18 protein-coding genes are annotated in these 21,464 nt (G+C 51.0%); 11 read left to right on the top strand and 7 right to left on the bottom strand.

All coding sequences use genetic code 11. The features are described from left to right. Window positions 1-22 precede the first annotated feature (22 nt). Window positions 23-2,284: a putative bifunctional diguanylate cyclase/phosphodiesterase gene (locus tag ACT53C_RS12510; protein ID WP_476146547.1), complete on the top strand. Its 2,262-nt coding sequence runs from the start codon at window positions 23-25 to the stop codon at window positions 2,282-2,284. A gap of 59 nt (window positions 2,285-2,343) precedes the next feature. Here ACT53C_RS12510 and ACT53C_RS12515 read toward each other — a convergent pair whose 3' ends face one another. Genes ACT53C_RS12515 through flhB form a run of 7 tightly spaced genes read right to left on the bottom strand, consistent with a single transcriptional unit; the run spans window position 2,344 to window position 10,199 of the window. After that, window positions 2,344-3,279, bottom strand: a complete 936-nt coding sequence (locus tag ACT53C_RS12515) for a flagellar motor protein MotB (RefSeq protein ID WP_476146592.1) — start codon at window positions 3,277-3,279, stop codon at window positions 2,344-2,346. Beyond that, complete coding sequence (locus ACT53C_RS12520) at window positions 3,279-4,031, bottom strand: flagellar motor protein (protein ID WP_476146549.1); 753 nt, start codon at window positions 4,029-4,031, stop codon at window positions 3,279-3,281. Before ACT53C_RS12520 ends, ACT53C_RS12515 begins: the two co-directional genes overlap by 1 nt. Then, the gene (locus tag ACT53C_RS12525) at window positions 4,031-4,765 is read right to left on the bottom strand and encodes an RNA polymerase sigma factor FliA (protein WP_476146551.1); all 735 of its coding nucleotides are present in this window, start codon (window positions 4,763-4,765) and stop codon (window positions 4,031-4,033) included. Before ACT53C_RS12525 ends, ACT53C_RS12520 begins: the two co-directional genes overlap by 1 nt. Before the next feature lie 17 nt (window positions 4,766-4,782). Then, complete coding sequence (locus ACT53C_RS12530) at window positions 4,783-5,574, bottom strand: MinD/ParA family ATP-binding protein (RefSeq protein WP_476146553.1); 792 nt, start codon at window positions 5,572-5,574, stop codon at window positions 4,783-4,785. Continuing rightward, window positions 5,567-6,916, bottom strand: coding sequence for a flagellar biosynthesis protein FlhF (gene flhF / locus ACT53C_RS12535; protein ID WP_476146555.1), 1,350 nt, complete (start codon window positions 6,914-6,916; stop codon window positions 5,567-5,569). The genes ACT53C_RS12530 and flhF overlap by 8 nt, the downstream gene beginning before the upstream one ends. A 1-nt stretch (window position 6,917) precedes the next feature. Further along, window positions 6,918-9,005 (bottom strand): flagellar biosynthesis protein FlhA, encoded by a 2,088-nt coding sequence (gene flhA / locus ACT53C_RS12540; RefSeq protein WP_194747601.1) that lies wholly within the window; start codon window positions 9,003-9,005, stop codon window positions 6,918-6,920. A gap of 21 nt (window positions 9,006-9,026) precedes the next feature. Beyond that, a complete protein-coding gene (gene flhB / locus ACT53C_RS12545) occupies window positions 9,027-10,199 on the bottom strand; it encodes a flagellar biosynthesis protein FlhB (protein WP_476146558.1) in 1,173 nt (390 codons plus the stop codon). A 609-nt stretch (window positions 10,200-10,808) separates the two neighbouring features. Between flhB and flhD the strand changes: the two genes are divergently transcribed. The 10 genes from flhD (at window position 10,809) to ACT53C_RS12595 (ending at window position 21,402) form a co-directional block, all read left to right on the top strand. Beyond that, complete coding sequence (gene flhD, locus ACT53C_RS12550; RefSeq protein ID WP_194747599.1) at window positions 10,809-11,129, top strand: flagellar transcriptional regulator FlhD; 321 nt, start codon at window positions 10,809-10,811, stop codon at window positions 11,127-11,129. 49 nt (window positions 11,130-11,178) lie between these two features. After that, on the top strand, window positions 11,179-11,745 hold the full coding sequence (flhC, locus tag ACT53C_RS12555; RefSeq protein ID WP_476146560.1) for a flagellar transcriptional regulator FlhC: 567 nt from the start codon (window positions 11,179-11,181) through the stop codon (window positions 11,743-11,745). Window positions 11,746-11,791: 46 nt separating this feature from the next. Beyond that, window positions 11,792-12,640 carry a class I SAM-dependent methyltransferase gene (locus ACT53C_RS12560; RefSeq protein ID WP_476146562.1) on the top strand — a complete coding sequence of 283 codons (849 nt, stop codon included), beginning with the start codon at window positions 11,792-11,794 and terminating at the stop codon, window positions 12,638-12,640. 182 nt (window positions 12,641-12,822) lie between these two features. Beyond that, the gene (gene motA, locus ACT53C_RS12565) at window positions 12,823-13,680 is read left to right on the top strand and encodes a flagellar motor stator protein MotA (protein ID WP_476146564.1); all 858 of its coding nucleotides are present in this window, start codon (window positions 12,823-12,825) and stop codon (window positions 13,678-13,680) included. A gap of 59 nt (window positions 13,681-13,739) precedes the next feature. After that, window positions 13,740-14,684: a flagellar motor protein MotB gene (gene motB / locus ACT53C_RS12570; protein ID WP_476146565.1), complete on the top strand. Its 945-nt coding sequence runs from the start codon at window positions 13,740-13,742 to the stop codon at window positions 14,682-14,684. A gap of 95 nt (window positions 14,685-14,779) precedes the next feature. Continuing rightward, entirely contained in the window at window positions 14,780-15,322 is a 543-nt protein-coding gene (locus ACT53C_RS12575; RefSeq protein ID WP_476146567.1) for a chemotaxis protein, read from the top strand. Window positions 15,323-15,366: 44 nt separating this feature from the next. Continuing rightward, window positions 15,367-15,735 (top strand): response regulator, encoded by a 369-nt coding sequence (locus ACT53C_RS12580; protein WP_018985223.1) that lies wholly within the window; start codon window positions 15,367-15,369, stop codon window positions 15,733-15,735. Between the two features lie 30 nt (window positions 15,736-15,765). Continuing rightward, the gene (cheA, locus tag ACT53C_RS12585; RefSeq protein ID WP_476146569.1) at window positions 15,766-18,174 is read left to right on the top strand and encodes a chemotaxis protein CheA; all 2,409 of its coding nucleotides are present in this window, start codon (window positions 15,766-15,768) and stop codon (window positions 18,172-18,174) included. 12 nt (window positions 18,175-18,186) lie between these two features. Beyond that, the gene (locus ACT53C_RS12590; protein ID WP_194747587.1) at window positions 18,187-18,702 is read left to right on the top strand and encodes a chemotaxis protein CheW; all 516 of its coding nucleotides are present in this window, start codon (window positions 18,187-18,189) and stop codon (window positions 18,700-18,702) included. 90 nt (window positions 18,703-18,792) lie between these two features. Continuing rightward, on the top strand, window positions 18,793-21,402 hold the full coding sequence (locus ACT53C_RS12595; protein WP_476146572.1) for a methyl-accepting chemotaxis protein: 2,610 nt from the start codon (window positions 18,793-18,795) through the stop codon (window positions 21,400-21,402). Window positions 21,403-21,464 lie beyond the last annotated feature (62 nt).

The following is a 21,464-nucleotide window of genomic DNA, read 5'->3' on the forward strand; positions in this document are numbered from 1 at the left end:
ACTGCAGTTGTGAAAGTTTGCGATGTCTTCAGTAATCTCTGAGCCAAGTGCTTCAATATTGGCCAATCCTGCACTGTGTGTGCTTCTTGAACAGTGGTCTGATTTGCTTGATCCGGCCCAGTATTACCTGGCGGTTGAGACCAATGCCGCCGGTGATTGTTTGTCTGTGTTAGCGCAAGGGCCAGCTGCGACTACACCAGCGCATCAAGTCTTGAATAGCAACGGCCTTTGGCAAGCCTTACCCGCCGAAAGTCATGCGTTGATAAAAGCCCTGTTAACGCCCGCCACTGATCAGACCACCCAACAATGCATACAGATTGCCTGCGACCAGCTGGGAGTGCAGTGGCTAGAGTGTCGAGTGCATTATTTTTTGCATGGGCAAAACGAGCCACGTTGTTTGCTGCTGGTGCGGGATGTGAGTCAGACGCATCAAGCTGCCTTGCTTTACCAGCAAGAAAAACAACGAGTGCGAGACTATGATCGCTTCAAGTTTTCTATGCTGGAGCTGATTCTTAAAGAACAGGACACCGAACACATCCTGGCCTGGATTGTTGGCGAGATCGAAGCGCTGCATCCCGAGACCTTTTGTGCCATCGTGCTGACGCAGGATCTGGGGCAACGTGTACAAACCGTGATCGCGCCCAGTTTGCCATCTCCGCTACTGCAAACCTTGCAACAGCTCAAGCTGGAGGCCGGTAACGGCTCTCTAGCCACCGCGATCGCCACGCGCCAGCGCGTGATGGTTGAAAATGTCATGATCCATCCTTACTGGCAGTACCACCGAACGGCAGCACAGGCTTCGGGAGTGCAGGGTGGATGGGCAGAGCCTATTCTTAATGCTGCGGGGGAAGTGCTCGGGGCGTTTGCCTTGTATTCGCGTCAGGTACAACTGCCTACAGCCGCTGAGCAATCCCTGATCGGGCAGGCGGCCAGACTGGTCAGCATCGTCGTGGATCGCCATTTGTCACAGCAGTCGATGCAAACCCTGGCCTATCTTGAGCCGGTGAGCGGCTTGCCTAACCGCAAAAAAATGTATGAAGTATTGCATGCCTTGCGTCATCAATCCGCCGCAGAGCAACATGGCGGTCTCATTTATATAGACCTCGACCATTTCAAATGGGTGAATGAAGCCCATGGCCACAATGCAGGCAATACGCTGTTGCAGCAAGTGGCGCAGCGCCTGCAAAAGGCGGCACAACCGCATTTTATTGCCTGTATGGGCGGCGATGAGTTTCTGATTCTGCTTTCAGGACTGTCGACTCAAAAAGACAAGGCGGTACAACAGGTCTGGGCCTTGCAGCGCAAATTGCACAAGACCCTGCAACGGCCGTTTAACGTGGCAGGACTCAAGCTGCCGGTGACCGCCAGCATGGGTTTGTGCAGTTTTAGCGGGACAGACATGGATGAAACGGACTATGTGAAAGCCGCGGACATCGCTTTGCACAAAGCGAAGCAGTCTGGCCGCAACCATGCCTGTCTGTATGAGCCTGGCATGCAGACCGAGATTGCGACGCAAGCGCGCCTGGAAGCCGAGCTGCGCGAAGCCATCGTCCAGCAACAGTTGCGGGTTTATTATCAGGTGCAAGTGGACCACACCGGCCGGCCGTTTGGCGCAGAGGTCTTGCTGCGTTGGCAACACCCCACGCAAGGCCTCACTTCACCGCTGCAATTTATCGCGGTGGCCGAGAGCAGTGGCCTGATTGTTGAAATCGGCATGTGGGTACTCGACCAGGCATGTGCACAAATTGCCGTTTGGCAACGGGCACAAAAAACACGTGAACTCAGTTTGTCGGTGAATATCAGCGCGCGTCAGTTCCGACAGGCCAATTTCACCGCCATGGTCAAAGCCTGTTTACAGCGGCATCAAATCAACCCCAATGCCTTGCGTCTGGAGTTAACCGAAAGCCTGCTTTTGGAAAATGTGGACGATGCGGTACGCATCATGACAGAGCTCAGCCAGTCAGGCATCCAGTTCTCCCTAGACGACTTTGGCACCGGCTATTCTTCGTTGCAATATCTTAAAAAATTGCCACTGTATCAACTCAAGATAGACCGCTCATTTGTAAATGATATTGTGACCGATAGTCATGACCGCACCATTGTGCGTACCATTATTGCCATGGCGCAGAGCATGTACCTCGGCGTGATTGCCGAAGGGGTTGAAACCCCAGAACAACTGGAACTGTTGCTAAACAATGGTTGCCGCCGCTACCAGGGTTACCTGTTTGGTAAACCCATGCCAATAGACGCATTTAATGATTGGTTGCAACAAGCGTTGGTTTAGAAATGATGCCCTAAAAGGCGATGGTTTAAAAAATAACTTTTACGGCCGCACAGCCAAGGTCAAGGCTGACTGTTGCGCTTGTTTGTCATTGCTGATGGCAAGGTAGCTGGCGTTGCCATCGGTGGAATCTCTGCGGTTGCTTCTGGCTCGGCTGGCGAGACTTCCTGGCGGTTCGCCAGATTGGTGGTGAGTTGCTCACCTGCCTCTGCGGTGAGGATGCGCAGGGTGATACGGCTGTTGAGCGATTGCGCCAGATTGTTGTCACTGCTGGAGAGCGGCCTTGTTTCTGCCAGGCCAAGGGCTGAAAGCCGTTTGGCTGCGATGCCATCGGCGGCCAGTGTAGCCGCGACGCGTGCTGCCTGCGTCGCCGTCAATGTCCAACGCTTGCTTTCTGCGTCAACCATGCCACTGAAGGTGTGCTTGTCACTATGCCCTTCAACCTGGAGGGTGCGGTATTCATTTTTTAGTTGTGCGCTGATGATGTGCAGTACCTGGCTGGCCTGGGGTGTATATGCCGCCTGGTTGTTCTGGAACAGCAGATGGGTGGAAATATCCATTTCCACCCCCAAGTCTGACTGGTAAACCGTGATCTGTTTTTGCTCTATCCATTGCCCCAGAGTGTTGGCCAGTTGCTGAGCCATGGCGCGTATTTTCTCCTGATCACGCAGTTTTTTTTCCTGATATAGATAGCTGAGCGGCAAAGGCTTCATCACCGCACTTGGAACTTGCCCATTTTGATTCTGTGCGCCAGGAACTGGCAAACCAGGCGTTTGTAAGCCCTGTGGCATATTCTGCGGCTGGCCGACAGCCCCCGGTTGCCCCTGAAACGCATTGACGACCGAGCTGGAGAGGGCGCGGTATTTATTCAGGTTAATGTTGGAGGTGGCATACATGACCACAAAAAAAGCAAACAGCAGGGTAATGAAGTCTGCATAAGAAATGAGCCACCGTTCGTGGCTTTCCTCTTCATCTTCGAGCTTGTGGCGTCTGTACATCACGATTGTCTCAAATGCAGATAAGATTCCAGCCGTTCACTGACCAGTTTTGGATTGTCGCCCCGTGCGATGGAGACCCAGGCATTGAGCAGCATTTCGCGCCTGGACATTTCATGCTGGACATGGCCTTTGAGTTTATTGGAGATGGGTAAAAACACCAAGTTGGCCAGCGCCACACCATAAATGGTGGCAACAAAGGCCACTGCGATGCCACTACCAATCTTGCTTGGGTCAGACAGATTCTCCATGACATGAATCAGGCCGAGCACCGCACCCAGAATGCCTACGGTGGGCGCATAGCCACCTGCCGCTGACCAGATTTTGACAGCCTCGCGCTGTTGCATTTCGTAGTAATATATATCAATGGCACAGACTTCGCGGATGCGGTCAGGCGGGGTGCCGTCCACCAGCAATTGCAAGCCCTTGCGTACAAAAGGATCCTGCTCACGCTTGATGTAGCTTTCCAGAGACAGCACGCTTTCTTTGCGCGCCTGCTGGCTCCATTGATTGATTTTAACGGCGAGTTTTTTACGGTCATCCTGTGGGTGCACAAAGGCCAGCTTCAGCATGCGCAGGCCTTTGATAAACACTTTGAGTTCGGTTTGCAGCAAGACTGCGCCAGTCGTGCCTAGCATGACTACCGCAAAGGCCGCAGGTTGCATCAGGGAGTTGAGGTGGCCCCCTTCTATGACTTGGCCAAGGACCAGGCCGCCGAGTGCAATCAGCAGTCCGGCCAGGCTACCCCAATCCATCAGGCAACTCCGGTCCAGGCTTTTTCACGCATGGCGGCACGCAAGCGGGCGACCGCCTGGCTATGCAGCTGGCAAACGCGTGATTCGGACACACTCATGATGGCGCCGATTTCCTTGAGGTTAAGTTCCTGCTCGTAATACAAGCCCATCAATATCTTTTCACGCTCTGGCAAATTGTCGATAGAGGCAATCAAGGCTTCGCGGAAGTCGCTTTCGAGCAGGGCCTTCACCGGGTCGCTGCTATCATCGTCCACATAGCGATCCAGAAAGTGCTCGCCACCGTCATCGTCCTGAAAATCTTCGTAATAAATCAGCTGGTGACCCTGGCAGTCGCTCAAGACGTCATAGTAGTCTTCCAGGCTAAAATTCATATGCTTGGCGATTTCGGATTCGGTAGGCGGGCGGCCCAGTTTTTGTTCCAGCTGTTGCACAGCCATCTCGATATCGCGCATGTTTTTGCGGATGCCGCGCGGGAGCCAGTCGGCACCGCGCAATTCATCCAGCATGGCGCCACGCACGCGCTGAGAGGCATAGGTTTCAAATTGTGCCCCATGCGTATCTTCGTAACGCTGTATCGCGTCCATCAGGCCGATCATGCCCGCTTGCACCAGGTCATCCAGCTCGACGCAGGAGGGCAGCTTGGCCTTCATTTGATAAGCCATTTTCTTGACCAGGCCGCTATGCATTTTGAGCATCTGATCGGTATTTTGAGTCGTGCCTTTAGCGGTATACATGTTTTTCCTTTTTGACTTTAGGCAACAGCCATGGATGGCATGGAAATCCGTTGTTGTTCGAGACGATGGGCGACGGTTTTAAACGCCAGTGTGCTGGAAAGCTGTTTGCTCACTTCGGCGGTCGCGCGGCCAGGGTTATCAGTGACTGCCATACTGGTGTCAGCAGGCATGGCACCGATGAACTCCAGCGTGATGCCCAAAAATTGTTTGCACACCTGGTTCAGGCGCATAAAGTACTGATTGCCTTGATCATGGTTAGCGTCTGTTACGACGACGCCCAACGGAATCTGCCCATGTTGCTGGCTGATATGCTTGATGGTCGCATACGCCGACTTAATGGCGGCGTCGCTTCTATCCATTTGGATCACCAGCTCATGCGCGGCAATTACCGGCAGCAGCAGGCTGTAGTCTTGACTATCCAGTTGTGCTTCAATCATCACAGTGTCGTAATCGTACGCAAGTTGCTCCACTATACCGTTGAGTTGCGTTTTTAAATCGTGAGATAAAGGCGAGGTTAACAGGTCATTTTCGCCCAAACAGGTCAGGTCATAGCCTTGCGGGTGTTTGAAAATGCCCCGCTTGATGGCCTGGCGTTGCACGGCGATGCCTTGCAGGGAATGTGTCATCGCGGGTTGGCGGTGCGCGTGCACCAGCAACAAACGCTGTTCTGGCGTCAGCATGCTGGTCGCCAGTTGACGCATCCACTGGCTGACTGGCTGGCCATTGGCCCCAATCACACTGATAATGCGGGCAGAGGTTTTGGCCATGATACGGCGCAAGCCGTCCGCCTGGTCACGGTAATTAAACATGTGGCTGCTCCTGGCTGGCGGTTTGCATCATGCTGGAGATCACCAGCGGTAATTCTTCATCCAGATACTGGTAGGGCAGGCTGGCCTGGTGTGGTGTCAACACGCGTTCGACCAGGGCTTGCTTGTCTGCAACCTCGATATCCTCTGGCACACGCTGACCGCTGGTGGTGTAAAACAGGCGCATGCGTTCGCGAATCAACACGTCCAGTACATTGCCAATCGCAGCCGCTTCGTCGAGTTTGGTGACGATACAGCCAGCGATATCATGCTTTTTGTAGCTACGCATCACATCAGTTAAGGTATCGCCGGTTGAGGTCGCATTCAGGCACAACAGTTTCTGTATCGGGCTGTCGGCACGGCTCAGCATGGAAAGTTGCTCAGTCACCGCCTGGTCACGCTGGCTCACGCCTACGGTATCCACCAGAATCATATGTTTGTTCTTGAGTTCGTTTAAGGCTATTTTTAAGTCTTCTTCATCTTTGACCGCATGTACCATCACGCCCAGAATCTTGCCGTAAATGCGTAATTGCTCGTAGCCGCCAATCCGGTAGCTGTCCGTGGTGATCAAGCCCAGGTTCTGGGTGCCATGTTTCATCACATAGCGGGCCGCCAGTTTGGCTGTGGTGGTGGTTTTGCCTACCCCGGTCGGGCCGACCAAGGCATAGATACCGCCACGGTCCAGCAAAGCATCTTCGTCGTCCAGCGTGTGCAAATTGCGGCTGATCACTTCTTTGGCCCACATTGGCGCCTTGTTCACATCAATGTGTTGCGGCATTTTTTCGGCAATCTGGCGTGAAAGCGACGCACTGAAGTTGGCAGCGAGCAGGGTGCCCAGCACTTTTGATTTGGCCGGGCTATGTTGTAAATGATGCTGCCAGGTCATGGCACTCATCTGGGTTTCAAAGTGGCTGCGCATCTGGCGCATTTCCACCATCATGCCTTGCATTTTTTCTTCCAGCGTTTGTGTTGCCAGCTGATACGCATGCTCTTGTTGTTCACTGTGCTGCTTGAGCATGTCCATGATGGCCGATTCGTTGACACTGGCCTCTTCAGATACCGTGGCTGCCGGCGGCTGAACGGCGCGCGGCGCCAGCACTGGAGTTGCTTGCCGGGGTTGCTCTTTGGCATTCACAAAATCAAGCAGGCTGCGTGTTTGCTCGCTGCCTTGCTCAGCAGTTGGCTGGCTCGCACTGGCATCGACATCCGACTCCAGCATGGCCATGATCTCAGTCCCACCGTTGACACTGCGATTCGCAACAATAATGGCATCTTCCCCCAAGGCCTGCTTGACCTGAGCCAGGGCTTCACGTGCGTTTTTGCCAAAAAATCTTCTGATGTTCATATTACTGCGCTCCAATTAAACTGGTGACACGAATCGATTTGTTGTCTGGCAACTCATCATGGGATAACACTCTGAGGTGCGGGACGGTCCTTCTTAAAAATCTGGATAAAGCCTGGCGGAGGGGGCCAGCCACCAGCAGGACTGGTGTCAAGCCCATCTGCTCTTGCTGTCTGGCGGCCATTTCGGTCTCTTGTGACAGTCTTTCGGCAATGCCAGGCTCGATCACGCCCTGGCTGGACTGGTTGTTTTGTAATGCTTGCAACAACAGTTTTTCCAATTGACCATCTAAGGTCATGGCGGTGATTTCGTTGCTGTAGGGGAACAGGTCCTGCACAATTGCACGCCCCAGCTTGATGCGGACCATGGCGGTCAGGTCATTGGCATCTTGCGAATACTGGGCATGGTCTGCCAGCGTTTCCAGAATCGTGCGCATGTCACGGATATGCACGCCCTCATTAAGCAGGTTTTGCAAGACCTTTTGCAAGGTGGACAAGCTGATGATCTTGGGCACAATTTCCTCAATCAGCTTGCTGGATTCCTTGCTCATGTGATCTAGCAATTGCTGGACTTCCTGGCGGCCCAACAGCTCACCGGCATTGAGTGAAATGATGTGGTTTAAATGGGTGGCAATCACGGTGCCAGGATCTACCACGGTATAGCCCAGACTTTGTGCGAATTCTTTCTGCTCGGGATCAATCCACACTGCGGGTAAGCCAAAGGCTGGGTCTGTGGTACGCGTGCCTTCGAGATCACCGGTGACTGCACCAGGATCAATCGCCAGCATTTGATGATAGTTGGATTCCCCGGTAGCCATTTCCACGCCTTTCATGGTGATGCGGTAGGCGTTCGGTTTGAGCGTCAGGTTGTCACGGATATGAACCGTCGGCGCCAGGAAGCCAATCTCCTGGGCAAATTTTTTGCGGATGCCCTTGATACGCTTGAGCAATTCACCGCCTTGACCTTTATCGACCAGCGGGATCAAACGGTAGCCAACTTCGAGGCCAATGGTATCTACTGGCAGCACATCGTTCCAGGTGGCTTCTTCCGCCTCGCTGGCCGGGGCCAATTTATCATCTGGTTGTGGTTCAATCACCGTCTGCTGTTTGGCTTTTTCCTGTTTTTGTTTGACTGAATAAGCAATACCACCCAACAATCCCCCCAACCCGATAAAGGCCAGGTGAGGCATGCCTGGAATCAGGCCGATACCGCCAATAATGCCGGCGGTGATGGTCAGCACACGTGGATTTTCAAACAGTTGGCTAATCAGCTGTCCGCCGATGTCTTCATTGTTGGCCACACGTGAAACCACCACACCGGCCGCAATGGAAATCACCAGCGAAGGGATTTGCGCGACCAGGCCATCACCAATCGCGAGCAAGGTGTAGTTTTTCACTGCGTCGCCAAAGCTCAGGTCATGTTGCACCATGCCGACAATCAACCCGCCGACAATGTTGATAATAATGATCAGGATCCCGGCGATCGCATCCCCGCGCACATACTTACTGGCACCATCCATCGCGCCATAGAATTCGGATTCCTGGCCGACTTCTTTACGGCGGCGGCGGGCTTCATCTTCGCCAATCAGGCCCGCGTTCAGGTCCGCGTCAATCGCCATCTGTTTGCCTGGCATCGCATCCAGGGTAAACCGTGCACCCACTTCTGCAATCCGGCCCGCACCTTTGGTGATCACGGTAAAGTTGATAATGGTGAGGATGACGAACACCACGATACCGACCGCATAGTTCCCGCCAATCAGAAAGTGACCAAAGGCCTCGATCACTTTACCGGCGGCATCAGGGCCGGCATGGCCCTCGGTCAGCACGATACGGGTCGAAGCCACGTTGAGCGACAAGCGCAACATGGTGGTCATCAGCAGTACGGTCGGGAAGGCTATAAAGTCCAGCGGCTTGGTGGTTTGCAGACCGATCATCAAGACCAGGATGGACAAGGCAATATTAAAAGTGAAAAACACATCGAGCATGATGGCCGGTAACGGCAAGATCATCATGGCCAGCAGCAAAACAATAATGAGCGGGGCGGCGATGCTGCGGCCGTCCATTTTCCCCATTATTTGTTGCCAGTTATTCATCTAAATACTCCTCAGTCTTGCTTATTCAATATCTGTTGCCGTGGCAGGCGCTGCTACCAGTGCATGTGGATCCAGTGCATCCTGGACCGGTACATCAGTTGGGATGACCGGACGGACGCCGCCATGCTGCTTGAACACGCGCAGTTGAAACACATAAGCCAAAATTTGCGCTACCGCGGCATACAAGGTTTGTGGAATCTCGCGCTCCAGCTCGGCATGGGCATACAAGGCCCGTGCCAGTTTGGGGGATTCCAGCGTCATCACATTATGTTCTGCAGCAATTTCCTTGATTTTTTGCGCAAGTACATCGACGCCTTTGGCAACGACGACAGGCGCTGCATTTTCACCTTCTTTATAGCTGATCGCTACGGCATAGTGGGTCGGGTTAGTAATCACCACGTCTGCCTTGGGCACATTACTCATCATTCTTCTGCGCGCCATTTCACGCTGCTGCTGACGGATACGGCCTTTAATTTCAGGGCTGCCTTCGGACTCCTTGGATTCGTCCTTGAGTTCCTGTTTGGTCATTTTGTGTTTTTGCGCGTATTGATACAGCTGGTAGGGCACATCAATCACGGCGATCAGGACCAGCGCAGAAGCCAATGTTAAAAAGCCGGTCACCATAAATTCGCTGACAGTGCTAATCCCTGATTCCAGCGGCATGTTGGACAAGCCCAACATCGGTTGCAAATCCTTTTTCACCAGCGTGTAGCCGACAGAACCAACCAGGATGGTTTTTGCAATCGACTTCACCAACTCCACCAGCGAGTTCTTGGAGAACAGATTGGACAAGCCTTTCATCGGGTTGAGTTTGCCAAAGTTGGGCACCAGCGATTTCTGCGACATCACCCAGCCACCGACCAAGATCGGTGAAGCAATCGCTACGGCAACCACAATGACTGCCAGTGGCAAAAAGGCCCACATCGCCTGTTCCACCACTTTGATCATATGCACAATCAACAGCTGCGGCTCAAACGCCATGGCCCTGTCCAGACTCAGGCCCTGACGCAATACATCCTTCATGGCCTCACCCATCGGCTTGCTCATCATCATGATGGCAATGCCGCTGGTAAACAAAACCGCACAAGAGGCCAATTCGCGCGACCTGGGAACATCGCCGTCTTCGCGTGCCTTCTCCAATCGCTTGGGGGACGCGTCTTCGGTCTTTTCCATATCGCTGTCTTCAGCTGCCATGTCTTTCACTCGTTTCGGGTTTGCACACCACGCCATGTCGTGTGTCTTGTGAGTGATTATTGGCTAGATAAATGTATTTCTAAGTTGGGAATAAAAGGGCGAATTGACCGCTTTCTCACAGTTGCTGCCTGCCTGTTGTTAAGGGGTGTAAAAGCTAAAAATATTTTTGATTAATAAACAGTGACTTATAAAATTTTTGGATTTTTTTTGATTGTGCACCCTAAAGTTTTATCAAGTAGGGACGTTAACCGGAATATCTGAAAAAGTATCTGGCCACCATGAAGGCGGCTTAAAAACTAATAAAAGTCATTGTTTACGGAATACAACAAGAAAACTTGAATTAATTTTTGAATTGGAAATCAAAAAATGCTGACAGACTGCACATAACGAACTTGTAGCTCAACTTTAGGTTTGAGCGATAAGTGATTGATATTATTGTTAGTGAATAATGCCGTGTAGGGGTTTGTAAGACAAACTCCTACACGGCTGTTTTCGTCTGTCTTACAAAATAAACCGACAAACCCTGATTGTTGCAGTTCATGATTGCGCGCAAAGTACGCCTAACGCTCAGGCGGACTTAAATTTACGCAAAAAAACGGAGAAAAGATCATGAACATGCAAAACGATTTACTCGCTGAAATCAAGGATGCCAACCTGAACTACCTGATGTTGGCGCAACAACTGATCCGTGCTGACAAAGCCACTGCCATCTTCCGCCTTGGCATTAACAAGGAAATTGCAGATCTGCTCGAAAACTTGACCAATCTGCAGTTACTCAAACTCTGTAACACCAACATGCTGCTGACCCGCTTCCGCTTTGATGATAGCGAAATCCTGGGAATGCTGACCAGCTATGCCAAAGACCCTGCCCAAGCCCATCTGCATACCGCGGTATTGATGTCAGCCCAGGCCGCAGATTCCACAGTATAACCAGCGTAGTTGTAACCACACGGCGATTAGAAAGAGAAAAGAGGATATCATGCAAAAGAAGAGTGTAGTAAACGAAGCAGAACAAATTCAACTGGCCATGCAAATGATCGAACTGGGCGCCCGCCTGCAGTTGCTCGAATCACAAACCACATTGTCACGTGAGCGTCTGATCAAGTTGTACAAAGAGATGAAAGGCGTTTCTCCTCCAAAAGGCATGTTGCCATTCTCTACCGACTGGTTCTTGACTTGGCAGCCAAACATTCACTCCTCTATTTTCTACAACATTTATCGCTTTATGGTTGATTACGCAGGGGTAGACGGCATCCAAGCCATCATTAAAGCCTATACCTTGTATATGCAACAAGTACAGCATCCTGATGCCGAGACTAAAGATGAGCCTGTGCTGTCGCTGACACGCGCCTGGACCTTGGTACGCTTTATTGAAAGCAAAATGCTGACAACTAAAGTCTGTCATTGCTGCGGTGGCCAATACATCGTCAATAGCTATGATTTGAACCAGAACTATGTCTGCAACTTGTGCCATGTGCCTTCACGTGCCGGCAAAACCAAAAAGGCAAAAGAGTTGAGCTACAAACTGGTTTCCATGACAGCCTGATCACCCGGATCAGTGTCACGGCACTATGTGAGTGAAAGGAATCAGCATGCCATCGGCCAAACTTTCGGTAGAGACGCTGTTGCCCAAACCCTGGCTACAGCGCCTGCTACCAAAACGGTTGTGGTGCCAGGCATTACTGATCCAGACGCTGAGTATACTGTTGATTGCAGGCCTCGCGCCAGGCGTGATCAACAGTGTATTCGCATTTGAATTAAGCCATCTTGGCATTTCGCTAGCGCATGTCTGGATTTGGCTGCTCCTGCATATTTGTATGGTCAGCCTGCTGGCCAAAGCCGCGCAGATGCCTGTCTGGTGGCGCTGGATTCATGTGATTTTCCCAGTGGCTGTCCTGGGCATGCAGCATATTGACTTGCCTGCCACCGTTTATCTGGCTGGATTTATCATTACCTTGACCCTGTACTGGTCTGTACACAACACCCGGGTCCCATTTTATCCTTCTTTCCCTGCCACCTGGCGCGCCCTGCATCACGTGTTGGAGCATCATGGCGATGACGCGCCGCTCAAAGTACTGGATATCGGCAGCGGGATTGGGGATCTCGCCCTGTTTTTGGCGAGCCAGCGTGTGCATGACGAGGTTTCAGGTATCGAAATTGCGCCGCTACCATGGGCGGTCAGTGCGGTCAGAGCCTTGTTTTCTGGCACCAGTGCCAGATTTACGCTCGGTGACTACCGCGAACTGGACTTTGCAAAATTTGATGTCATCTTTGCTTATTTGTCGCCTGCTGTGATGCCCGATGTTTGGCAAAAGGTGAGGGCAGAGATGCCGGCTGGCACACTGTTTGTGAGCTCCGAGTTTCCGGTGCCCGACATGACGGCGCAACGAATTATCTATCCGCAAAAAAACGCCCCTGCCTTGTACGTCTACAGCCTGTAGACGGACTTTATTCAGCTCTTGTATCCGCCATCGCAGGTGATTAAGCCTGTGATCACTGGCATGAAATCTAACCAGAATTAACCATATTTAATAAGGGGCTAAAGCCCTTTTATTTGGATGATTGAATTCGTTGGCCTGTTGCTATGCTTTTAACATTGGTAAAACCATTGTGGAGTGTAGGCATGTTAGTCATTGTCGGGTATGTCGTTATTTTAGCTGCAGTTTTTGGCGGTTATGCCGCTGCTGGCGGCCATTTGGGAGGCTTGTGGCAACCTCTGGAGGTGGTCATGATTTTCGGCGGGGCGTTGGGTGCATTCGTGGTCGGCAATGATGCCAAATCACTCAAGGCAACGCTCAAGGACTTGCCAAAAACCTTTAAAGGCTCGCATGTCAACAAAGCCTTGTACATGGACTTGCTGGCTTTGCTATTCGAGATTCTGACCAAAATCCGTAAAGAAGGCTTGATGTCGATCGAAAAGGATGTCGAAGATCCTGAATCCAGTGCCTTGTTTGGCAAATATCCCAAAATCCAGCACGACCATCATGTGGTTGAGTTTATCTGTGACTACCTGCGTTTGATGGTGTCCGGCAACATGGATGCCTTTCAGGTAGAAAACTTGATGGATAACGAAATTGAAACCCACCATCAGGAAGGCCATGTGGCCGCGCATTGTATTGCAAAGCTCGGTGACGCCTTGCCAGCTTTCGGTATTGTGGCTGCCGTGATGGGGGTGGTGCACACCATGGAAAGCTTGCAATTGCCGCCTACTGAACTGGGCGTGCTGATTGGCCACGCGCTAGTGGGTACCTTCCTCGGGATTTTGCTGGCGTATGGCTTTGTTGGCCCGCTGGCCGGGGTGCTGGAAGCCAAGCTGGAAGAAAGCTCCAAAGTCTTTCAAACCATCAAGGTCACGCTACTGGCCAGCCTGAATGGCTATGCCCCTGCGATTGCCGTGGAGTTCGGCCGCAAAGTCTTGTACTCCACTGAGCGTCCAAGTTTCTCTGAGCTTGAAGATTACGTCAAGCAAGCTAAAAAATAAGCCTGGCAAACAAGATCAATCCAAATAAAGCACAGGACCAACCCTAGAGGACCACGAAAATGGCAGAAGAACATATTGCCCCCATTATCGTTAAAAAAATCAAGAAAGGTGGCGGCGGTCATCACGGGGGTGCCTGGAAAATCGCTTACGCCGACTTTGTGACGGCGATGATGGCGTTCTTTTTGCTGATGTGGCTGCTCGGCTCCACCTCCAAAGCACAACGTGAAGGCATTTCCGAATACTTTAAAACCCCGCTCAAAGTCGTGCTCATGGGCCCGGGCGTGGGTGCCAGTGATTCCGCGCTGAAAAATACCGGCGGTAAGGATGTGACACTCAAGCAAGGTCAGGTGAAGCCGGTGGATGGCGACCCTGGTCGTAACAAAACCATTAAGGAACAAGAATTAAAAGAAGTACTCAAGAAGGCAGAAAAAGCCAAATTGGAAGAAATCAAGGCCAAGATTGAACAGGCGATTGAAGAAAATCCTGAGCTCAAGCAATTCAAATCGCAATTAAAACTGGACATGACGGCGGAAGGGCTGCGCGTACAAATCATCGACGAACAGAACCGTCCGATGTTTGAAAGCGCGCGTGCCGACTTGCAACCTTACGCCAAGAAAATTCTGCGAGAAATTGGTAAAACACTCAATGGGGTGGATAACAAGATCAGCTTGTCTGGGCATACCGATGCCACGCCATATGCGAGCGGCGATCAGGGCTATAGTAACTGGGAGCTCTCGGCCGACCGTGCCAATGCTTCGAGGCGAGAACTCATTGCCGGCGGCATGGATGAGACCAAGTTGTTGCGCGTGGTCGGCATGGGCTCCGCCATCATGATGGACAAGGAAAATCCGTTCAATCCGATTAACCGCCGGATCAGTCTGATCGTGATGAACAAAGAAACTGAAGAAGATTTACTCAAGGATAATGAAAAAATTTCTGTCAGTGAGAAAGACCATTCACAAGTAGATGCATTGCAGAAAAACGCCGCTACGCCTGCGGAATAAAAAACAGGGGGCGGTAAAAGCGCAAGAAATAAGTCATTTTTATGATGCTTATTTCTTGATTGAAAATCAGGGGAATCAGGCAAGATAGGACCACTATGAAAACATTGCCCATAGAAGAACTAAGAGAGTTACTGGCTGCAGTTTCGCACCATGGTGATTGGCATTTGCTCGAAATCGAAACCGATTTACAGCAAACCAGCTTTTTGCTCAATGAGGCGATTGAAAAGCTCAGTGCCAGCTTTATGAATGTCTATGCCCAGTTAATGGAGCAACAGTCAGCCCTCCAGTTATTGGTAGAGGCTGGCAAGTTGCAACCTGAAGAAATGCAGCAGTTGCAGGTGTTTCAGGACAATATTGGTCAGGAAGTGAATAAAGTGGTGACTGGCATGCAGTTTCAGGACATGACCAATCAATTGCTGCAACGGACGATTAACCGGGTGAACGGCTTAAAAGAGCTGTTGCATGAGTTATCCAGCCACCAGGTTCCGATGGCTGCGGATGACGAGCATGAGGAAATCAGAAGTTTCATTCAGCAATTGAACCAGAATTTTGATCAGGGTAGCCAGCATTTGACCGGCAATTTACGCAAGTCAGTGAACCAGCAGGACTTGGCAACCGGTGATATCGATTTATTTTAGTCACAGCGGCGTTTTACAAAATTAGTGAAAAAGGCGAATCAAACATGGCGAAAACAATTTTAACAGTAGACGACTCCGGATCATTGCGTCAAATGGTGGCTTTTAGCCTGAAAGCGGCTGGCTATGATGTGGTACAGGCGGTCGATGGTCAGGATGGCTTGAACAAAGCAAAAGAGAAAACCGTTGACCTGGTTTTGACGGATCAGAACATGCCCGTGATGGATGGGCTGACGCTGATCACCAACCTGCGTACATTGGCTTCTTACCAGAAGGTGCCTATTTTGATGCTGACCACCGAGTCATCAGACGAAATGAAGGCAAAAGGCAAAGCGGCTGGTGCAAATGGCTGGTTGGTCAAACCATTTGATCCAAAACGTCTGATTGAAGTTGTACAAAAAGTAATTGGTGCCTAAGGGCACAAGGTTAAGGGACTGGAGTAAACAATGACAGTGGATATGAGCCAGTTTTATGAGGTGTTCTTTGACGAGGCTGAAGAGTTATTGGCCGAAGCAGAGCGCCTGTTGCTTGATATTGACGTAGAGTCACCTGATATCGAGCAGTTAAACGCGATTTTCCGTGCTGCGCACTCAATCAAAGGGGGCGCGGCAACGTTTGGCTTTATGGACATGGCAGAGATTACCCATGTTCTGGAAAACCTGCTTGATAAGATTCGCAAGCAGGAAATGGCATTGACCACAGAGCATGTGGACGCCTTTTTGGCCGCCAAAGACGTGATCAAGATGCAACTGGATGGGCATAGACATGGTTCAGCAGTAGATGCTGAGCAAGTCGGCGATGTCTCCATGATGCTGAAGTCCTTGTCTGAAGGCAAAAGCGCCATTCCCGAAGACCCTGTCATTGCAGCTGCGACACCAGAGCCGGAAGTGTTGGTCGTCGGTGCTGAAAAGCCAGCCTTGTCTGTCAGTGAAGATGAAAAAGCCAAAGGCATCACCTTATATGACGTCGGCTTGCCGGTAGTTACCGAGCGCGACTTGGCAAACTTGAAAGACGAGTTAGCCTTGTTAGGTGAGGTGGCCGTGTATCAGCGTGCGCCAGGCTCACATGCACTGTTGGTTAAAACCGATTCGAGCGCAGACGACATTGTTTCGATTTGCTCCTTTATTGTAGACCCTGACGCACTGGTGATTCAGGTAGCGAGCGAGACCGCCAAAGCGCCAGAAGCCGCCGCCGCACCAGAGCCTGCGCCTGCCGTCGCGGTTGCCGCACCCGTTGAGGAAGATCTGGGCTATGGCTTCTTCGATGATGATCCGATTATCAAGCCTGAAGCAACAGCGGAGGCCGCCCCGGTTCAGCCGGTCGCTGCAGAAGTGACTGGTAATGGCAAAGTTCAGGTGGCTGAAGAAATGGGCTATGGCCTGTTTGGCACTAATAATGAGGAGCGTCAGGAGGATGGTTACGGCTTCTTTGCCCCATTCAAGCCACACCCAGATGCCCCCAAAGCACAATTGATCGGTGACGATACTGCCGTCGCAGCGCAAGCTGCGGCAACACCGGCGCCTGCACAAGTGGCTGAAGCGGCGCCTAAAGAAGTGAAAGAGGACCGCAGGTCACAACAACGCCGTGAGTCCGATAAACCGGCGGCAGCGCAAAATGCAGAAAGCAGCTCCATCCGTGTCGGGATTGAAAAAGTTGACCAGTTAATTAACCTGGTTGGCGAGCTGGTGATTACCCAGGCCATGATTGAACAGCGTGTCAATGCACTGGATCCTGTGGATAACGAAGCACTGATTAATAGTGTCAGCCAACTGACCCGTAACACGCGTGACCTGCAAGAGTCCGTGATGTCTATCCGCATGATGCCGATGGACTTTGTATTCTCACGCTTCCCTCGTATGGTGCGTGACCTGGCAGGCAAGTTGGGCAAAAAAGTGGACTTTGTCACTAGCGGTGCCACGACAGAGCTCGACAAGAGCCTGATTGAGCGGATTGTGGATCCACTGACCCATTTGGTGCGTAACAGTGTAGACCATGGTATTGAAAAACCGGAAGTGCGTAAACAGCTAGGCAAAGCCGAGAATGGCACGTTGACCCTGTCTGCGGCACACAAGGGCGGCAGCATCGTGATTGAAGTCACCGATGATGGTGGCGGCCTCAACCGCGACAAGATTCTGGCTAAAGCCATGTCTAACGGCTTGCCAGTCAGTGAAAGTATGTCTGACGCTGACGTTTATAGTTTGATTTTTGCCCCAGGCTTTTCTACCGCTGAGGTGGTGACCGATGTCTCTGGCCGCGGGGTTGGCATGGATGTGGTGAAACGGAATATCACCGCCATGGGCGGCAATATTGAAATCCGCTCAGCGCTGGGCTATGGCACGACCATCTCGATTTCCTTGCCACTGACGCTGGCCATCCTCGATGGCATGTCGGTGTCGCTGGACAAGAGTGTGTATGTGGTGCCATTGAACCTGATTGTCGAAACCTTGCAACCTCGTGCAGAAGACCTGAAAACGGTCACAGGCGAGGGGCTGATGGTGCATGTCCGTGGAGAGTATCTGCCGATTATCGCCTTGCATGCCTTGTTTAACCATCCTACCCAGATCACCAATCCGACTGATGGTGTCTTGCTGATTCTGGAAGCCGATGGCAAGAAATCTGCCCTGTTTGTAGACCGTCTGGTTGGTCAGCAGCAAGTGGTGATCAAGAGCCTGGAAACCAACTTCAAGCGGATTCCCGGTGTTTCTGGCGCCACCATTATGGGCGATGGCTCGGTGGCATTGATTCTGGATGTGCCAGCCATTATCCAGATGGGTCAGACAACCAATTATGTGACTGGTGGATTGGCATTTTCCAACCAGAACTATTCGACTTCACAAACACATATCAATGCATAAGGAGTATATGCAATGAGTACAACAACAGAATTAGCAAATACATCGGCCAATAACACTGGCGGCAGCCTGAAAACGGCGGCCGGCGAGTACCTGACCTTTGTGCTTGGCAGCGAGCAATATGGGATTGAAATCCTCAAGGTGCAAGAAATCCGTGGCTACGATGCCGTGACGCAAATTGCCAATCTGCCATCGTTTATCAAGGGCGTGATCAATCTGCGCGGCAAAATTGTGCCGATTGTCGATTTACGTATCAAGTTCAATCTGGGCAAAGTGGAGTATGACGAGTTTACTGTCGTCATCATTCTGAATCTGAATGGCCGCATCGTTGGCATCGTGGTGGATGGTGTGTCTGATGTCCGTGAATTGCGCGATGAACATTTGCGCGAGGTCCCCACGCTGGTCACCCGTATCGACACCAAATACATTGTGGGTCTGGCCACTATTGAGCAGGAAATGCTGATCCTGGTGGATATTGAGAAACTCATGACCAGTGACGAAATGCAACTGATGGATGCTGCCGTACATTAAATAGAGAGAATGCAATTAAAGCATTGACACAATAATTATTATAAAAATTGCAACTCGTTTCATAGAGATCTTTTGCAAGGGGTAACAACCATGTTTTCTACAATCATCAACAAATTGGCAGCAAACACAAGGGGCTATCAGAATGTGTTGAATCAGGTGGCTGAATTTAGTGCCCTGAAGTCAGAAATCAACAAGGCACGTGCCATTGTTGAGTTAAATGACAAGGGTGAAATCAGCCATGTGAACGAGAATCTGTGCCACTCTTTAAAATACGCAGCCAATGAGCTGGTCGGCAAGCATCATCGCGCCCTGTTGGCTGGTGTTGATACAGAAAAACCAGAATATGAACAATTCTGGAATGCCTTAGGCAGTGGCAAGTCGCAAGTGGGTAGCTTTAAACTGATCAACAAAGAGGGCAAGGATGTCTGGTTTCAAGGGTATTACGCCCCAGTGATGCAAGGCAACCAGCTGCGCAAAGTAGTTGCGTACCTGACAGACATTACAGCAGACAAGCTGCGCAACATCATCCTGCAAGAGGAAGAGCACGCACTCAACCAGTGTTTTGGTGTCATGGAGTGTGACTTGCAAGGGCATATTCTCGAATGTAATGATGTTTTTCTGACCCCGCTTGAGTTTCGCCGTGAAGAGGTGATCGGCAAGCATGTGTCCATGTTGCTCAAGGCTTCTACCGCGCAAAGCGATCAGTACAAGCAAATGTGGGAAAAATTGAACAAGGGGCAGAATGCAAAACTGGAAATCTGCCGTGTGGCAAAGTCTGGCAAAGAGTACTGGTTTAGTTCCAGCTATGTGCCTATCCCAGATGCGAGCGGCCAATTAGCCAAGGTCAAAGTCTATTCGTACTGTATTACTGAAGAAAAGCAGCGAGAAATTGACTTTCAGGGTAAGGTGGCTGCGATTAACAAGGTACAGGGAGTCATTGAATTTGACATCAATGGCAATATTTTGCATGCCAATGACAACTTCCTAAAACTTACAGAGTACTCACTGGCTGAGGTGGTTGGTAAGAACCATAGCATTTTTGTTAGTGAGCGTTACAAGAATAGCCCTGAGTATAAAGTTTTCTGGGAAAAGTTAAGCAGCGGTCAGTACGATGAAGGGGTTTATCATCGCTATACTAAAAATGGTAAGGATATATGGGTGCAGGCATCTTATAACCCCATTTTAGGGTTAGATGGTAAGCCGATGAAAGTAGTTAAATATGCTACGGACATCACCAAAGCAGTGCTGGCAGACAAACAGCAAAAAGAAAAGTCCAGAGAAGCTTCGATGATCAAGCAAGCGTTGGAGTCTTCCTCTAACAACTTGATGGTTGCGGATAACGATGGTGTCATTTCCTATATGAATCCAACAACCTTGAGCTTAATGCGCGAGGCTGCTGATACGTTCAGAGCCATCTTTCCTTCTTTTGACCCAGACAAGCTGATCGGGCAGAACTTTGATCTGTTCCACAAAAGTCCTGCGCATCAACGCAATTTACTGGCAAGCCTGAAGGGCAAGCATGTTGCTGAGTTACCGATTGGCCAGATGTTTTTCAGACTGACTGCAAATCCTCTCATTGATGAGCAAGGCGAACGTATTGGGAGCGTGGTGGAGTGGGTCAATTTGACCGAGGAAAAACGTCTTGAAAACGAAATGAAATCTGTGGTTGAAAATGCCGTGGATGGTGATTTGTCTACCAGACTGGATGCAAATCGTGCAAAAGGTTCTGCCGTCAAAACGATGGAAGCCATTAACCAGCTTCTGGACACGTTTAGCGATATTTTGTTGCGTGTGCGTGAAGCGGGCGAAACGATTAATACGGCAGCCCATGAAATTTCCAGTGGCAATAATGATTTGTCCAGCCGCACTGAACAGCAAGCTTCTAACCTTGAAGAGACAGCTTCCAGCATGGAAGAACTGGCATCAACCGTTAGACAGAACGCCGAAAATGCCCGCCAGGCCAACCAAATGGCTGAAGCAGCTTCACAAGTGGCGCTTCGTGGTGGCGATGTCGTTGGCAATGTAGTGACTACCATGAGCGCGATCAACGAAAGTGCGCGCAAAATTGAGGACATTATTTCTGTCATTGATGGCATTGCCTTCCAGACCAACATTTTGGCATTGAACGCCGCAGTTGAGGCTGCCCGTGCAGGTGAGCAGGGTAGAGGCTTTGCCGTGGTCGCTGGTGAGGTACGTAACCTGGCTCAACGCTCCGCCAGTGCTGCCAAAGAGATCAAGGAACTGATTACTGACTCTGTCAGCAAAACCACTGAAGGCACCAAACTGGTGGAAAGTGCTGGTGTAACCATGCATGAGGTGGTCACTTCCGTACAACGTGTGACCGACATCATGAGTGAAATCACCGCGGCGTCAGCAGAGCAAAGCTCAGGCATTAACCAGGTGAATGACGCGGTCAATCACATGGATGAAGTCACACAGCAGAATGCTGCCTTGGTTGAAGAAGCCGCTGCGGCAGCAGAATCGCTGGTAGAGCAGGCTGCGACGCTGATGGATACCGTGAATCGATTTAAATTACGTGGCGTGAGCCAGAGCAGTGCTGTCAGCCGCCCGACGATGACAAGCAAAGTGGCGGCCGCACCTGCGGTAAGCAAAGCCAAACCGACGGTAGCTGCGGTCAATCATGCGCCAGTCAAAGCCGCAAAAACCGGCACGGATGACCAGGAGTGGGAAGAGTTTTAATGTGAGCGCTCAATACAAGGAGGTGCAACATGATCAGATGTCCTGCAATGATAGAAAAAATA

Source organism: Methylophilus sp. DMC14, from assembly GCF_056314085.1.

What these genes read in the sequence shown, in the direction of transcription:
- ACT53C_RS12515 (WP_476146592.1), bottom strand. Translation starts at nt 3,279, where the DNA reads ATGTACAGACGCCACAAGCTCGAAGATGAAGAGGAAAGCCACGAACGG.
- flhF (WP_476146555.1), bottom strand. Translation starts at nt 6,916, where the DNA reads ATGAACATCAGAAGATTTTTTGGCAAAAACGCACGTGAAGCCCTGGCT.
- motA (WP_476146564.1), top strand. Translation starts at nt 12,823, where the DNA reads ATGTTAGTCATTGTCGGGTATGTCGTTATTTTAGCTGCAGTTTTTGGC.
- ACT53C_RS12530 (WP_476146553.1), bottom strand. Translation starts at nt 5,574, where the DNA reads ATGTTTAATTACCGTGACCAGGCGGACGGCTTGCGCCGTATCATGGCC.
- ACT53C_RS12595 (WP_476146572.1), top strand. Translation starts at nt 18,793, where the DNA reads ATGTTTTCTACAATCATCAACAAATTGGCAGCAAACACAAGGGGCTAT.
- flhA (WP_194747601.1), bottom strand. Translation starts at nt 9,005, where the DNA reads ATGAATAACTGGCAACAAATAATGGGGAAAATGGACGGCCGCAGCATC.
- ACT53C_RS12520 (WP_476146549.1), bottom strand. Translation starts at nt 4,031, where the DNA reads ATGGATTGGGGTAGCCTGGCCGGACTGCTGATTGCACTCGGCGGCCTG.
- ACT53C_RS12590 (WP_194747587.1), top strand. Translation starts at nt 18,187, where the DNA reads ATGAGTACAACAACAGAATTAGCAAATACATCGGCCAATAACACTGGC.
- flhD (WP_194747599.1), top strand. Translation starts at nt 10,809, where the DNA reads ATGAACATGCAAAACGATTTACTCGCTGAAATCAAGGATGCCAACCTG.
- flhB (WP_476146558.1), bottom strand. Translation starts at nt 10,199, where the DNA reads ATGGCAGCTGAAGACAGCGATATGGAAAAGACCGAAGACGCGTCCCCC.
- ACT53C_RS12580 (WP_018985223.1), top strand. Translation starts at nt 15,367, where the DNA reads ATGGCGAAAACAATTTTAACAGTAGACGACTCCGGATCATTGCGTCAA.
- ACT53C_RS12525 (WP_476146551.1), bottom strand. Translation starts at nt 4,765, where the DNA reads ATGTATACCGCTAAAGGCACGACTCAAAATACCGATCAGATGCTCAAA.
- ACT53C_RS12575 (WP_476146567.1), top strand. Translation starts at nt 14,780, where the DNA reads ATGAAAACATTGCCCATAGAAGAACTAAGAGAGTTACTGGCTGCAGTT.
- ACT53C_RS12510 (WP_476146547.1), top strand. Translation starts at nt 23, where the DNA reads ATGTCTTCAGTAATCTCTGAGCCAAGTGCTTCAATATTGGCCAATCCT.
- flhC (WP_476146560.1), top strand. Translation starts at nt 11,179, where the DNA reads ATGCAAAAGAAGAGTGTAGTAAACGAAGCAGAACAAATTCAACTGGCC.
- cheA (WP_476146569.1), top strand. Translation starts at nt 15,766, where the DNA reads ATGACAGTGGATATGAGCCAGTTTTATGAGGTGTTCTTTGACGAGGCT.
- motB (WP_476146565.1), top strand. Translation starts at nt 13,740, where the DNA reads ATGGCAGAAGAACATATTGCCCCCATTATCGTTAAAAAAATCAAGAAA.
- ACT53C_RS12560 (WP_476146562.1), top strand. Translation starts at nt 11,792, where the DNA reads ATGCCATCGGCCAAACTTTCGGTAGAGACGCTGTTGCCCAAACCCTGG.